17 protein-coding genes are annotated in these 14,531 nt (G+C 52.4%); 2 read left to right on the top strand and 15 right to left on the bottom strand.

The genetic code is table 11. From position 1 onward, the window contains the following. Positions 1-2: 2 nt before the first annotated feature. From HYT77_01270 to HYT77_01215, 12 genes are all read right to left on the bottom strand, one after another. Positions 3-521 (bottom strand): hypothetical protein, encoded by a 519-nt coding sequence (locus HYT77_01270; GenBank protein ID MBI2066629.1) that lies wholly within the window; start codon positions 519-521, stop codon positions 3-5. Further along, on the bottom strand, positions 518-1,834 hold the full coding sequence (gene fliI, locus HYT77_01265; protein MBI2066628.1) for a flagellar protein export ATPase FliI: 1,317 nt from the start codon (positions 1,832-1,834) through the stop codon (positions 518-520). The genes HYT77_01270 and fliI overlap by 4 nt, the downstream gene beginning before the upstream one ends. After that, positions 1,831-2,466, bottom strand: coding sequence for a type III secretion system stator protein SctL (sctL, locus tag HYT77_01260; GenBank protein ID MBI2066627.1), 636 nt, complete (start codon positions 2,464-2,466; stop codon positions 1,831-1,833). The genes fliI and sctL overlap by 4 nt, the downstream gene beginning before the upstream one ends. Further along, on the bottom strand, positions 2,467-3,462 hold the full coding sequence (locus HYT77_01255; GenBank protein MBI2066626.1) for a hypothetical protein: 996 nt from the start codon (positions 3,460-3,462) through the stop codon (positions 2,467-2,469). A gap of 19 nt (positions 3,463-3,481) precedes the next feature. Further along, positions 3,482-3,946: a hypothetical protein gene (locus HYT77_01250; protein MBI2066625.1), complete on the bottom strand. Its 465-nt coding sequence runs from the start codon at positions 3,944-3,946 to the stop codon at positions 3,482-3,484. Between the two features lie 4 nt (positions 3,947-3,950). Then, positions 3,951-4,787 (bottom strand): sigma-70 family RNA polymerase sigma factor, encoded by an 837-nt coding sequence (locus tag HYT77_01245; protein MBI2066624.1) that lies wholly within the window; start codon positions 4,785-4,787, stop codon positions 3,951-3,953. 175 nt (positions 4,788-4,962) lie between these two features. Next, positions 4,963-5,325, bottom strand: a complete 363-nt coding sequence (locus HYT77_01240; GenBank protein MBI2066623.1) for a hypothetical protein — start codon at positions 5,323-5,325, stop codon at positions 4,963-4,965. Continuing rightward, the gene (locus HYT77_01235) at positions 5,322-5,720 is read right to left on the bottom strand and encodes a hypothetical protein (GenBank protein MBI2066622.1); all 399 of its coding nucleotides are present in this window, start codon (positions 5,718-5,720) and stop codon (positions 5,322-5,324) included. Before HYT77_01235 ends, HYT77_01240 begins: the two co-directional genes overlap by 4 nt. Before the next feature lie 56 nt (positions 5,721-5,776). After that, positions 5,777-6,739 carry a hypothetical protein gene (locus HYT77_01230; protein MBI2066621.1) on the bottom strand — a complete coding sequence of 321 codons (963 nt, stop codon included), beginning with the start codon at positions 6,737-6,739 and terminating at the stop codon, positions 5,777-5,779. A gap of 42 nt (positions 6,740-6,781) precedes the next feature. Continuing rightward, positions 6,782-7,192 (bottom strand): tetratricopeptide repeat protein, encoded by a 411-nt coding sequence (locus HYT77_01225; protein MBI2066620.1) that lies wholly within the window; start codon positions 7,190-7,192, stop codon positions 6,782-6,784. A gap of 39 nt (positions 7,193-7,231) precedes the next feature. Then, a complete protein-coding gene (locus HYT77_01220) occupies positions 7,232-7,792 on the bottom strand; it encodes a hypothetical protein (GenBank protein ID MBI2066619.1) in 561 nt (186 codons plus the stop codon). Positions 7,793-7,895: 103 nt separating this feature from the next. Further along, the gene (locus HYT77_01215; protein ID MBI2066618.1) at positions 7,896-8,174 is read right to left on the bottom strand and encodes a hypothetical protein; all 279 of its coding nucleotides are present in this window, start codon (positions 8,172-8,174) and stop codon (positions 7,896-7,898) included. 96 nt (positions 8,175-8,270) lie between these two features. Here HYT77_01215 and HYT77_01210 point away from each other — a divergent pair, with 96 nt between their 5' ends. Together HYT77_01210 and HYT77_01205 are read left to right on the top strand one after the other, a co-directional pair. Next, positions 8,271-11,012, top strand: coding sequence for a hypothetical protein (locus HYT77_01210; GenBank protein ID MBI2066617.1), 2,742 nt, complete (start codon positions 8,271-8,273; stop codon positions 11,010-11,012). A 10-nt stretch (positions 11,013-11,022) separates the two neighbouring features. Beyond that, entirely contained in the window at positions 11,023-11,601 is a 579-nt protein-coding gene (locus HYT77_01205) for an N-acetylmuramoyl-L-alanine amidase (protein ID MBI2066616.1), read from the top strand. 1 nt (position 11,602) lies between these two features. Here HYT77_01205 and HYT77_01200 read toward each other — a convergent pair whose 3' ends face one another. The 3 genes from HYT77_01200 to HYT77_01190 form a co-directional block, all read right to left on the bottom strand. Beyond that, positions 11,603-11,944, bottom strand: coding sequence for a DUF86 domain-containing protein (locus HYT77_01200; protein ID MBI2066615.1), 342 nt, complete (start codon positions 11,942-11,944; stop codon positions 11,603-11,605). Further along, entirely contained in the window at positions 11,941-12,276 is a 336-nt protein-coding gene (locus HYT77_01195) for a nucleotidyltransferase family protein (protein ID MBI2066614.1), read from the bottom strand. The genes HYT77_01200 and HYT77_01195 overlap by 4 nt, the downstream gene beginning before the upstream one ends. Before the next feature lie 184 nt (positions 12,277-12,460). Further along, on the bottom strand, positions 12,461-14,473 hold the full coding sequence (locus tag HYT77_01190; protein MBI2066613.1) for a PEGA domain-containing protein: 2,013 nt from the start codon (positions 14,471-14,473) through the stop codon (positions 12,461-12,463). Positions 14,474-14,531 lie beyond the last annotated feature (58 nt).

Here is a 14,531-nt window from a genome sequence, read left to right as displayed (position 1 = left end):
GTTTAACTCCGTCGAACGTCCTCTCCCTGAAAACTTTTTTTGAGCTGGTGGATGATATTCCCGAGCTCGTCCATCTCCTTCTCCTCGTGCCGCAAGAGTTCCAGCTGGGCCTTTTTCCACCAGAGCTCCTTGTGCTTCTCCATGATCCGCAACTCCTTTACGGCATTGATATAATCTCTGCGTGCCCGCTTGACCTCCGTTTCACAATCGAGGATCAGACGTTTCTGATTCTCAATCTGGGCCTCCTTCTGCTTCTGCTCCTCTTCAAGCCTCTTCAAATAATGAATGCCGTAACTCCCATCCTTGATCCGTGCCTTGCCGGTCGAGACCCGTTGGTGAAGCTCCAACCGGACCTCTTTTCTCTTGGCAATCATCGCCTCCCTCTCCTCTTCAAACCGGCGAAGTCTCTTCTTTTCGGCCTCCAGTCTCGCAATCGTCTGTGCCAGCCTGATCTCGGCCTTCTGTTTCAACCGGGCCTTCTGATCCAACAACACCTGTAATCGATAGCGAGGCTGTTTCATGCGCCAAAGATCCCTTTCATTTGATCGGTCGTCTCCTCAATCGAAATCTTCTCATCGATCCCCTGTTTCAAGAAGCTGTTTACCTCTTCAATCTTTTCGAGCGCGTAGTCGACACGCGGATCGCTCCCGGCCTCATAGGCACCGATCAGGATCAGATCCCGCTCCTTCTCGTAGTTGGCGACGACCTCACGCAACTTCCGGCTCGCCTCCAGATGCTCGGCGTCAACAATCGTGCTCATGACGCGGCTGATGCTCTCGGAGATATCAATCGCCGGAAAATGATTCCGCGCCGCAAGATTTCGCGAAAGGACAATATGTCCATCGAGAATCGCCCGCGTCTCATCCGCGACCGGCTCGTTCATGTCATCCCCCGATACCAGGACCGTATAAAAGGCGGTGATCGACCCTTTGTCTGAATTGCCGGTCCTCTCCAGCAACCGGGGCAGTGTTGAAAAAACAGACGGTGTAAAACCTTGACGGGCCGGTGGTTCGCCGACTGCGAGTCCGATCTCGCGCAGGGCACGGGCAAAGCGGGTCACCGAATCCATCATTAAAAAGACCTTCTTCCCCTGATCGCGAAAATATTCCGCAATCGCCGTGGTAACGTAAGCCGCCTTGGCACGGGTCAGGGCCGGCTGATCAGAGGTGGAAACAACGACCACCGACTTTTTAAGCCCATCCTCTTTGAGGTCGACCTCCAGAAAGTCACGGACCTCACGACCTCTCTCGCCGACCAAACCGATCACGTTGACATCCGCATCCGAGTGACGCGCAATCATCCCCATCAAGGTACTCTTTCCGACACCCGCCGCTGCAAAAATGCCAAGCCTTTGACCTTCACCAACGGTCAACAGTCCGTCCATTGCCTTCACACCAACAGAGATCGGCTGCGTTACACGTGCCCTTTTCATCGGATCGGGCGGCTCACGATGGACCGGATAAGTTTCGTCGCATTCCAGAACCCCAAGGGAATCAATCGGATTTCCGAGCCCATCGAGGACTCGTCCCAGGAGATTCGGGCCAACCTTCACCTTGAGACAATCGCCCGTCGGGACAACTTCACTCCCGGGGGAGATCCCCTCCAGCTCGCCCAAAGGCATCAAAAGAACTTCGCTCCCCTGAAATCCAACCACCTCCGCACCAACCGGTTCCTTCTCCCCTCCCGGATGAATCATACAAAGCTCACCGACCTTGACCCCTGGAACAACGGCACGCGCAACGAGACCAATCAGTTCTGTCACACGCCCCTTGTTCTGAACCGTCGTCGCCTGAACGATATTTTTTCTGTATTTCGATAAATTGATCGTTGTCATCTCTCTTCCTCTATCCCAAGCGCCTTCCGAATCGCCTTCCACTGAATTTCCAGCCGGGCATCCACCGTTCCAAGCTCCGATTCAATGAGGCAGCCTCCCGGTGTTACGGCCGGGTCTCCGAGAAGTGTCAGGGGCCCAAAATCCTTGATCGCTTCCAATATTTGAAGGTCATCGGGATGGACATGAATAACAAGCCGCTCTCCAACCGCCTTGGAAACCGCCTGGCGAACAACCGAGGCGACCCCTCCGCGTTCCAGTTGATTCCCCACAATCTTCTCGGCAATCTCCAGAACCATCTCCACAATCTCTTTCTCCTGGCCGGCCAGCACCTTTTCACGTTCCGCCTCAAAGGAAACCAGGCGTTCCGCCAACTCCGCCTGCCCCTCTTCATAACCTTCCCGATATCCCCTCTCCCGCTCTTCCTCCTTCTCACGGACGGCGTCGGCCAGGACCGCCTCAGCCCGCTTGCAAATTCTGGCTGATTCTTCCTTCGCCTTCTGGATCAGCTGTCTGGCCTCTTCAGAGGCGGTCAAAAATTCTCCGGGAATCACCTTCCGTTCGGAATTCCATTCCAAAACGGTCGGATCAAAATACTCTCCCGTTCCCTCTCCTTTAATGATTCGGGATGCCATTTAAATCCTCTCCTCTTGCAAAAAAACGGTCGGCTCGATCTCCCTCTCTTCCTTCCAATAACGTTGAATCTTCCCCTGCGTTGCAAGCACGTAGAGCCGGCCCATAATTTCATCGCACAATTCCTTGCTCCCCTCTTCCCCCTTCATCCTCTTCTCCTGGAGCAATCGCTTCAGTCCGTAGCCATCCGTCACGGATAATTTTTGGCAGAGAGAATCGGCCCAATCGATCTTGTCTAATGAGACGGCTCGCACAAAAACGGAAAAACCGATATCCCGTAAAAGATGGTCCGGTGAGACTTCTCCAAACGAAAGAGAGAGGATGTGCCTCTGCGCCTGCCTTCTTTTTTCTGTCGTGACAGATTCAGACGCCTTGAGCCGACGCCGAATCTCCCTGACGTCTCCCAATGAAAACCGGGTCAGCACCGCCCTTTGAATTTGCCCATCAACATGGGCAAAGGCGCGACAAAACTCCTCCTGCCCCAGATCCTTGAAGAGGGCCTGAAGATCACCGCTCCGGAGACAGGAAAGGTGATCGAAAGAGAACGGCTCGTCCGACTTGAGGACAGCGGGCTCTCCAATTTTTTTCTCGATCAAAGAACGGACCACTGCGAGAAGCCCGGGTGAGAGGTCGCGCGCCGGTTCCGAAATGAACTGGCGCTCTTCAAAATTAAGTTGGTGGAGCAGCGCCTCGGTCTTGGACGAAGAGAGAAAATGGGGCAAGAGACTCAAGAGCCGGGGGGACTCTCCACGTAATTTTTCCAAAATCCATCCGGGATGGATCTCCTCGAGCGCCATTCGCTTCCCAAAGCGCTCCCAGTTTTCAAGCTTGAGGCGAAGCGCCTCGCGATCAACCGGATTCCGGAGATACCGTTGAAACAGACGCCTTAATGGTTCTTCCTCTTTCGGGGCCGCAAAGCGGAAAAGCTTCTCCCCGTCTGCACCGGATAGAACCGACGCCATTCCCGCCAACATCTCCTGTCTCATCTGGTCTTTCACTCTGAGATTCTCCTTCTCCTTAAATCTGTATGTTCAATAACGAGTTGCGGGCCCGATCCGCACTCGACACAATCTGCCCGGTCAAATCAACTTCCTGAACGATCTGATAAACTCCCGCCTGGATCGCCAACAACTCCTGGGGGTTGAATTTCTGGCCCGATGTCACCATTTCAATCATCTGGTCCATCTGCAGGGCACTTCGATTGACGTCGTTCAAGACATGCAGAAGATCACTTCTCTTGGCACCCGCCACCTTGTCGGGATCAACCGTCACGCCCTCTCCCGACATAACCTTCAGCGAGGAGCCTCCCTCACTTTGAGTCCCAAACATCCCTTCAATCATCTTCTGCGTATTCTCCGACTGTCCCATCTGCTCCTGAAGCAGTTTGTCAAAATCAAGGCCCGTTTGGGGCTTGATGGGAGCCGCTCCCTCACCGGAGGGCCGGACTGTTTCGGTCAATGTCTTCGCAATAACGGGATCCATACGGTTATCCCTCCCCTCTCTTGGGCTGTTCCTCCCCCATCTCAAAAACGCCTGTCCTCATCTTGGTCTGTATCTTCTTGAATAAAATTTCGAGCGCACGCGCGTGAAGGCGTGAGGTCCAGGATTTCGAGAGATTCAATACGCGCCCCGCCTCCTCCAGCGTCCTGTTCTGAAAATAATACATCTTGATCAGTTTTCTTTCCTTGTCCGGGAGCGACTCGATCGCCTCTTTCATCTGTCGTTTGACCTGTTGAAATTCCGCTGACTGCTCGATATCCTTGTTCTTGGTATCCTCAATCTCCTGTCCGTCTTCGGCCGCATCGAGGGAGATAACGTAGATCGAGGCGAGTGAATTCACGGTATCATAAAGCTCCCCCATCTCCTGTTCCGCAACCTTGGCCGCCGCCCCCTGCTTTTCAGCCATGTATTGCAGATATTCATTACTCGCCTGTTCAAACTTGATCTTGGCGTAGAGGGAACGGGGGATCCAACCGGTCTTGCGAAGGCCGTCGTAGATCGCCCCCTTGATTCGATAATAAGAGAATGTCTTGAAATCGACGTTCATGGTCGGATCAAATTTTTTGGCCGCTTCAATCAAACCAAGGCGGGCGTTGCACATGACATCATCAAAATCGACAACCGAAGAGAGCGTCTGCATCACCTTCCCGGCGATGGAGGTGGCATAAGGGAGGTACTGCTCCACGAGGCTGTTTCTCTTCTGGATATCTTTCTGTTCTTTTGGGGAGAGGTGGCCTGCCCCAGCCGATCCCTTCTCTTCCTTTTTTGATTCAAGCTTTGATTCAAACAACTTTGGCTTTTTGCTGAGCAGCTTCAGGACCATAGTAATCCTCCCCTCCCCCGTTAGTGTGCAGTTCTCGTGCCAATAGAGCCAAAGAGGCTAGACAATAACTACTTTATTTTCAAATGGTTAAATTGGCCTTGTTTCAGATCTGTTTCAAGGAGGGAAATCTTGCGGTTTTGAGTCGCCACCTTGAAGGGTGGGAGACCGCAGTCAGCTAACCTGTTGGATTCCCCTTTTTTTCATGATCCGCCATTGCCAGGTCACGAGCAACACGGTGCTTTACGTCACTACCCGCAATCCCCGGATCGTTCAAAAGCATATCCCAGAAACTGTCTCTCATCGTCTCAGACGGTATCATCTGCCGAACATAATAAAGTGTTCTCTCCAGTGCCTGACCCTGAATCTGCAACCCACCAACCACCTGTCCCAAGCTGATATCCGGTCTGCTTGAATCAATGACAACCCGGCTTTCATCATTGGTCGCAGGAGGTGGACCGCCGCTCCCTGCACCAGGAGCCGTCTGGTTCCCTCCAACAACCGTCAGAGGCGGGGTTGTATCACCTGTTCGTCGTATCATCTGATCCTCCCGATCATATCGTTGGCGACCTCTTGCCGGTTTACGATAATATTGATTGGATCCTGCACCGGATCAATCGCAAGTGGCATCGGGGCCGAGACCGGCCCACCGGCAGGGGTGTTCAGGCCGGGATAGTAAGGGGCATAAGGCACCTCATGTTCCGCCTTTTTGGTTGAATCTTTATAACTGCCAAACTGACCCAGACCGTAGGCTGAGGCCCCAATGAGCGCTGCTGGGGGAAAAAATGCGGACGAGGCAAATCCAACCGGGGCTGCCAAGGCGCTGAATCCACGCATAAACCTCCAGAATTTAGAGCCTTTTTCTGCAACCTCCGGTGGAGGGTTGTTTCGCGCCTCAAATTTAACCCGATTGGCATCTATACGAATCTGATTCATAAAACTAACCCTTCACCCTAAGTATCGTGGCAAACACCCCCTCAAGTTGCCCCTCCTTAACCCTTTCTTCCTATATCAAATGTCCCTTCTGCCCCCCCTCCTGCTGCCTCCCCACCCCCCAAAAATTGCTGCCCCGCTCCCATAGGGACCGCCTCCACAGGCATTCCCTTCTGAACCCTCAGCTTCATTTTATTGAAACGGACAATACTGACGAGAAGGGCTGCCGACAAGACGACCAGGACCAGGAGCAAAAATATAAAAATAATCCTCATCCTGCCGACAGACCCTTCCTGAATCTTGATTCCCAGGAGTTCCACATGAGGGCCGCTCTTTTCCGCACGCCGGGTGGAGGCCTGCGAATCGGTTGTTGGAAGAGAGGAACCACCGGTCGATGGAAAAAGGGTGCCGGAGGTCGTCCTGGGCCCTCCCCCCCTTGAGATAATGACGGTCACATCATTGGGATTGAGCGATGGAACCGCATTCGCCACAAATCGCTGGATTTTCCCCTCTGTCATATCACTGGAATCACTCTCGGAACGGATCCGGACAATGACAGAGGCGGTTGGTCTGTTCTGCTGTCCATTCAATTCGGAGAACTCATCCTCAGACGGTACATTGAGGACGACATCGACATCGACGACTCCGGGGATCTTTTCGAGCGAGTTGATGATCTCCCCCTTTAAGGCAAGCAGAAAGCGTGCCTTCTGTTCATCGGGAGTCGGAATAAGACCTTTCTCCTTGTAGACCCCGGAGAGCCCGAGCTCCTTACGACGGGGAAGATTGTTGGCAACCAAAAAACGTCTCGCCTCGTGAATCTGCCCCGCCTTGACCGAGACCTTCCACGAGATCTCCTGACCTGAAACCTCCTTCTCCTTGACCGCATCAATCCCGTTTTGGTGGAGGAGATTCATGATCTCATCCACCTCAATCTCCGTGAGGCCATGGTGCAGGTCAATCTTCTGACAGCCGAGAACGGCAAGGAAAATAAGGGGGATAAAAATCTTGAGACAACGCTCCATGATTATTATTCTACAACCTCTCTATCCTCAAAAACAGCTCTTTTAGTGCTTGCCCGCATGGGGTGGAGGCACAAACCCGTTCTTGATTGCATCCTTCAGAGACTTGGCAAAGGCACCCGAGGTCCCTTGGGGATCCAAAAGGAGCGCCTTTTCGAGTTCAGAAAGTGCCTCTTCCCTCTTCCCCAGAAAGAAGAGCGCCTCTCCGAGAAACGCCCTTGCATAGGCGCTATCCTGTTTGATCTTGAGCGCCTTCCGATACGACTGCACCGCCTTGTCGTATTTCATCTGTGCAAAGAAGGAGGTCCCGATCGCAACATGAGGGATTTCATTGTTGGGGGCAAGAACGGTAATCCCTTCGAACACCTCGCGAGCCTCATCAAACAGGGTAAGGCCCAGATAGACATATCCGGCCTCCATCAGAAGGACCAATCCTTGGCGATCTATTGGAACCAAAACCCCCTCCCCCAAAAGTCTTCTTTAACATTCCGCCTATTACATGCCTCTCATGTTCTGAATCATGTTGTGGAGTGTCCGATCCCGGCTCTGCAACATATTTGAGGCAAGCGTAAACTCTCTATTCTGATCCTGAACCTGCGCCTGTAAAAATAACATATTGAGCGAAGAATCATACATCTGATTTAAGAGTTGGCTCTTCTCCTGAAAGTCCTGACTCGGGTTTGCAATCGCCCCGGAGGCCGCACTTCCAACGCCGCCTGGCGGGATCATGCCGCCACCCGCTGAGGCTGCTCCAGGATCAAGCGGAGGAATTGTTTGTGTCCCCATCATCGGAGGATATCCCCCCCCTGTTGAAGCGGTACTTACAGGGGCCGTTCCATAATACGGGGCATGATAGGAGGCGGTCGCACCTGAGAGTCCTGTCATCGCGGCATGACTCACGGCGGCCTGATTCGGATCATTCGTCGTCTGCATCGTCGCCTCGTAACCGGCCGGGGCCATCGCCCCCATGAAACGTGAAAAATCTTGTGAGCCGGAACTCGTCTTGACTGTCGTCCCGCTCTTCTTGAGCATTACCGGATCGATTGCCGTAATCATATTTGCCTCCGAAAGGGGCCTATTCCCCTCACGCTATGATTATCGGGACCGCTTCCCTGGTGAGTTGCTTCCCACCTCAACATTTCTATGGGGAGAACGTTCCTCATGGTTTTGAGGCAACCCCCTTCTTCTTTGGCTCCTGCATCTCATATTTCCTCTTGAGGAGGTTCTTTAAGAGATCGATCGCCTTCTCAATCGCCTTCATCCCCTTAACGGCATCGGCCGCCTTTTTCATCCCTTTGGATTTGCTTAGCTTTTCTAACTCCCCATAGGTCTTCGCAAAATCTTTATTGACCTTCTCAAAATCCTCCGTCTCCAAAAGCCTTGTAATCTCAGGATATTTTGCCTCAGGGAGGTGAATCGGCTCTTCCTTCTTTGCCATTTGGCTGATTTTTATCAGATTTTTAGGTGGGGGACAATGAATTTAATAGAAAACTCAAGCGGGCCTAGGTCCGATAACAAGACAGGGACTCAAATTATGAGCAAAAATAATGTAGACAGGGTCATCCCGCTCTATTTCAATGCCTCTGAAAGGTTGGGCAAGATCGAGGATTATGGCAGAAGGTATAATGACGACGAAGTAAATTCCAATGAGCTGCTCGATCGTGTCAGCAGAGCGTTTGAAAGGCGTGACGCTTGCGAGATCCGGCGCCTCTTGTTTGATTTTTCACAAATGGTTTCGATTGCGAGGCAGCATGCCTTCTTTCGTGACGAGCTCGTCTGGACTTTTATTGACCTTGAAGACAATAACAATAACACCTTTGGGATCGAGGCCGTTGACGAGTTCATTGTAGAGCTGTTCCCGGAACTCTATCGAACCGACCCCGAGGCGTTTCTTTATCTCTATGAGGAGTTCAAGAAAGAGGGGCAGACCGACGAGGAGGCGGCCCGATTCTTTAAGAGACTCGACACCCAACTCCACTTAAGGCTCCCGATTATCGATTACATCTTCTCTGCCCAAACCCCGGAGAACAGGATGCGGTTGGTTCAACAGGTACGCGTCCCATCACGATTTCAGTGCCCGACCGTCTTTAGGAAAAATCCTACGCCCCCCCCTCCACAGGAGATGTTATCCATCTTTGTCCGTTCTATTGAGGAGATAAAGGACCGGATTCGGCTTAAACCCCAGGATCTCAAAACAGGGGAGACACGGAAACAATATCTGGAGCGAACGCTGCAACGAACAGGGGATCTCGCAGACTACCTGGATGAGGTCGTCCGTCTCTCTGAATCGTTGGACGATATCATAGCGAGCTGGGAGGCTGAAATCAGGACATTCGGTTTTCCTCCGGGGCATCAGGAGGAGATTCTTAAGACCCGATCACTTGCCCATGAACTACGAAAAGGATACCTCTCGGAGGAACGACTCTCTCAAAAGAGGGCCCCCCGGACGGTACGGACCGTTGATGACCTTCAACTTGTAACGGAGACCTATTTGAGGGCCGAGAATCTCGCACCGGAGGCAAAGGAGTTACTACAAAGATCCCTTGAAAAGGTCATCACCCCAAAGAGGATTGCCAAGCTCTGGAGGGAGAATCCAGACAATCGGTGGATACCCGACCTCTTATGGGGTAGCCGTTTTTCCGATCGATTCTTGAAGGAGACCGCAAGCGAGATCGCGAGCGGCATTGACCGTGAAAAAGATCCCAGGAAACTGTTGGAGGAATACTCCATCATGTTCAGTAGGATCAGAAGTGACTCACCGCAGCATCAATTCTCAACTCACTTCGGCAACGCCCTCATTGCAAGGATAAGGTCGTTTCCACCGAACACGATTGCTGAGCTGTTCCACCTGCCCCCCCTGTCAGGAAAGGAGAGGCCGTTAGGCGAGCTTACCAAATTAATAGACGATGTCTCGAATTCCGTCTCATATTTCTCTTTCCCTTACCAGATCAGGGATAGAATCGTTGCCGAACTCTTTGATCCCGAAAAACTGCTTGGCCATTTCAGGCTACGTTATCCGGCGACCGCCCTGCCGGATTTTGATCTCATGGAGCAGGCACGGATCGGTCTAAACCAGCTGCGCGAAAATCTCGGGGATCGTACCCTCTTCCAGATCGGCCTCTTCTCCATCGAGGAACCGATCACCCGACAAAACATCGCCGGAAGGATCCGCACGGCGACAAGCCTCGCATATCCTACCCACTACTCTTGGGATGCAGTAAAGCTGTATCAAACAATCGCCCGCTTTCACGGGACGAAGGTCGCGGAGTGGCTCGTCGCCCATCAGGAGGATCTCGATCGACTGTTTTCAGACGAAGAGGGGGAGGGGTTCGTCAAGGCGCTTAATGAACTAGGCGTAGAGGTCCCTTTTGAGACGCCCTGGTACGAAAAGGCGTGGGATCACCTTAAAAAGGGAGAGATTGCCTATATCATCAGAAGGGGGATCGATAAGCTAAACAACACGAACTTTAATAAAGAGGAATTTGATGGAAGGGGCTATGACTATCAAACGGTCAGGCCACTCAAGCAAGGTTTTTACCTCGAACGCTTGAGACGAGATGGAGAAGCAGTCGGGACGATCATCCGGGGCCGGCCTGCTGAAGGGGCACGGCTCGATCTCGAGGTCACTATTGACGAAACGACTGGGAAAGATTCTCTGAGGAAAAAATATGGGGGGCGTTATGCCGCCGGGGCCGCTGCGGTCTACAGTACTGAGGAGCGTAAACCGGCGTTCCTCTCGATGAATGACGGCAGGACGGAGAGCTACTTTTTGTCTGATAAGGTAGACGGATTGGCGATCGCCTTGGCAAGCGGGGCCTTTTTGCTGTCCAATCTGGACCAATTCACCCTCCCCGACAGTCATCAACGACTGCAAATTGATCTGAACGCGGTTGATTTCTTCCGGTTTGACAACTGGTGCCGCGATCAAAAGTGCGATGCGTTTCAGTCCCACCTCCTCGTCCATGAGGGAGAAAACAGGGTCGATCAGTCTACCTCAAGATCCGGCACAGCAAACCGCAGGCTCCTCGTGACCTTTAAAGATGGGAGCTTTGGCCTGGTCGATTTTCCAGGCCATCTGACCCTCTATGAGACGGCCTATCTCGCCTTGAAGATCCCGGGGCTTCGCTCCGCGATCAACCTCGATACAGGCAATTATGACACGGCCAATTATCAGTTGCCCTCGGGAGAGGTTGTGAAGTTTGCTGAAAATTATGAATTCGACTCGCTTCCCAACAAGGTCATATTCTATACAGCCAATCAACCGGGGCAGAGATAAGGAGTTATATATGGGCGAAGGCAAGAGAATTGTTCCACGGGGTTCATGGGGGGCGGTGCCTCCCAAACCGGAGATAGAGAGGCAGAGATACGAGGGACCGCTGCCAAAGGTTATAGACCATGTCGTGATCCATCACACGGCGTTCCCGGCCGATTACCCCCCCAACGCCTTACAACGATATGCCCAAGGGAGTGGATGGGATGACATTGCCTACCACTTTTATATCCTGGGGGATGGAACGATCTACCAAGGCCGTGAACTGAGATATGTGGGGGGTCATGCCGGCGAATCCGAGGAGGCCAATCTCTCGCACGATATTACAAAAGATCCTGACTACGGCTCGATCGGTATCGCGTTGGCCGGCAACTTTAGTGGAGAGACCGATTACGCCACCGAGGCCCAAATAAGGAGCCTTCGATGGCTCATCGGCTCTTTGAGACACGACTACCCAAAGATTGTCCGAGACCACGTTGTTCTTCATCGGGAGGTGGATCGGGAGATCACAAAAAAAAGGGGTTACACGCCTACCCGAAGCCAACAGACCGACTGCCCCGGAAATGGTCTCGCGAGGCAGATAAAAAAACTCTGAGTTATTTGAGCCCTTCCAGAAGGACTGCAATTTTTTGTCTTAAAGAAGGTATTTCCTTTTCAACAACCTCCCATACAATGTTCAGATTCACTCCAAAATAGTCGTGGATCAGTTTGTCTCTCATTCCAGAAACAGCTCTCCAGGAGACTTGAGGGTGCATCTCTCGAAAATCGTCTGGAAGATTTTTCGCAGCTTCTCCGATGATTTCTAAGTTTCTGATCACGGCATCTTGTGTTTTGGAATCCTTAAAAAAAGTGCCCCTTCCGGAGCTAGTAAATTCGAGAATTTTGGCAAGTGCATCCCGGATGTGCAAAAGATAGATTCCAGGATCTTTCTTTTTCATAGAGGAACAGCTTCAGAGTAAATTTGATCTTTTAGATAAGGGCTAATGCCACCGTCAGTTAAAACATCGACCTTTCTGCCAAGAAGGTCCTCAATCTCCTGCCAAAAAGAAACCAAGTCGAGGAGTGTCCTTCCACTTTCCATTTCCACAAGAAGATCAATATCGCTATCGAGCTGTGCTTCACCCCGTGCCACTGAGCCAAAGATACGAATATTTTTTGCCCCATGACGGCGTGCCAATCCCATAACCTGGTTCCGATTCGTTTCCAAAATATTTTTAATTTCAAGGTGCTTTGCTTCCGGCAGGCTCCGGGGGTCTTCTTTCTTTGCCATTTGGCTGATTTTTATCAGATTTTTAGGTTGGGGACAATGAATTTATGAAGCTCCCGCGGCAAGACCGCGGGGTTTCTTGGCGGAATCCCCGTAGCCACCGACCCTCCTCTGCCAATGCTTCGGATCTCCGGACCATTCATCCCCGCAAGACAGCAGGGCTTTCTGGCGGAGGCGGATAAGGAACTTATTGAATCGGCGCCAACTTAAGCACCACCGGTCTGAACTCGGAGATCCCCAAATTCAGCTTTTGTTCCGCCGGTGAGAAACCTTCCTTTTTAACCTCAATCCGGTAGCTGCCAACACTCAAGTCATGGAGAATCAGCGGGGTCTTTCGAGGCATCTCCTGACTGTTGACAAAAACGAGCGCCCCCTCAGGATCAGAGGTAATATACAAAACCGACTTGAGCGGAGAAAGCTGTTGAAACAGGATGCCGGCGTTGGAACGAACCGCGGCATCCTCCGCATTGATCAGGACATCAATCAATAGCTGGAGCGCCTTTACAGGATCCCCTTTCTGGTAGGTCAGGTTTGCGAGACCCAAGCGGCCATGGGATTTAAAGTCAGGATGAACCATCGCCTTCTTGAAATGATCCTCCGACTCCTGAAATGCATTTTGACGGAGGTAGCAGATGCCAACCAGATAAGAGATCTCTGCAGACTCCCTCTCCGTCGGCTTCTTGTTAAACGCCTCAACCAGGATCGGAAGCGCCTCTCCGGGTCGATCCCCCTTGATGAGCTCGGTCGCCCGATTGATACTCTCACCCGCCTCGGAGGTGACCAGTTTGATCTCGGAAACAAAGGCGGTGTTCACCTCCATTTTGATAAGCTGGGAGTGATCGTTGTAACCGTCCCGTTTCAGAACGAGCAGATGTTCCCCCAGCGGAAACATCCCTTGAAACGGGGTGACACCGACCTCCTTACTGTCAATCAACACCTTCGCCCCTGTCGGGACTGACACAATCTCAACCGGAAAGAACGGCAGATCGGTCTCCTTCACCTCGAGCGTGTAATTTGTCTTCTCGGTATTGATCAAGAATTCACGCCGGTAGATCATCTTGTCCACGAACGTTTGTGACCCCTCCAGTTGCCGGCTCTGGCGCAGCTCCAGGACATACTGACCATACGGAATATAGACCGGCTTTCCAAAAACAACCTCGGAGAATTTGATCGGCTTCGGCCGTGTCGGATCTTTTTCAAAATAACCCTCCAGATAAAGCTCCGCATCCCGCGGGAGATTCGCCACCTTGAAGACCCCAATCGGTGCCGAAAAGGAGATCGGAATCAACTCAACCCCCGGAGTCACCTGAAATTTGGCGGTCTCTTCCACCGTTTCACCGACCTCCGAAAGTTCAAACAGCGCCTTCGCCTCGTACCACTTGCCGGACTCGAGGGTTGATGAGATCCGGAACGGTGTCTTGCCAACCTCCTTCTCTCCAAAGAAGACGCGAACCGGCATCTGGGGAGAGGAAAAGGCAAGGAAGACCGGTCTTATCTCTGCCCCATCCGGCTGCTCCTCCCCTCCGCCAATAACAGGCAAGGCCTCTCCCCCCTCACCCTCAGCCGGTTTTTCTATCTTTTCTTTCCTCTCTACCTTTCGATCCGGCCTCTTCTTGCTTCCCAAACGGTTGTACAAACTCCAGCCACCGAGTCCGATCACCACGACCCCCAAGACAAGTAAAAGGATCAGAAACAGACGTCTCTTGCGAGGGACCGCAACCTCCTGCTGAGGAATCTCTTCCTGCATCTCCTCTTCGGAGGGCGGAGCTTCTTCAGGAGGGACTTCGGGTAGCTCTTCCTGGTTTTGAGGCGGAGTAGCGGCAGGCCCTTCAGCAGAGGCAGGTGCCGCAGCCTTTCTCAGGAGACGGAACGAGTAGGCACCGATCCGAATACGAAATTCATGGTCAAGCGGGATCTCCACACCGGCCTGAACCTTCTGACCCTGAACGAGCGTTCCGTTCCGACCACCATGGTCAATGAGCGTGATCACGTCTCCCGAAATCTGGATCGTCGCATGTTTCCGGGAGACGCTGGAATCATCCAGGACAATATCACTGTCGGAGAGGCGCCCAACAAGATTACTGCCGGGATGAAGCGGAAAACGGCCGGAGACACCGCCCCCCCCCAAAAGCTCAAGACAGGGGTACTCTTCCTGGGGCTGGCTTACGATGGTGTGGTCGTCCTCGGCCGGTGGCGCCATTTTTTAAATATAACCCAAAAAATTGAAAACAATACTAAATTTATGCTATTAAGGAGTT

Source organism: Deltaproteobacteria bacterium (assembly GCA_016180855.1).
Classification (GTDB): domain Bacteria; phylum UBA10199; class UBA10199; order JACPAL01; family JACPAL01; genus JACPAL01.
Note: the sequence above shows the minus strand (reverse complement) of the source record. Positions and strands in the feature narration are given on the sequence as shown.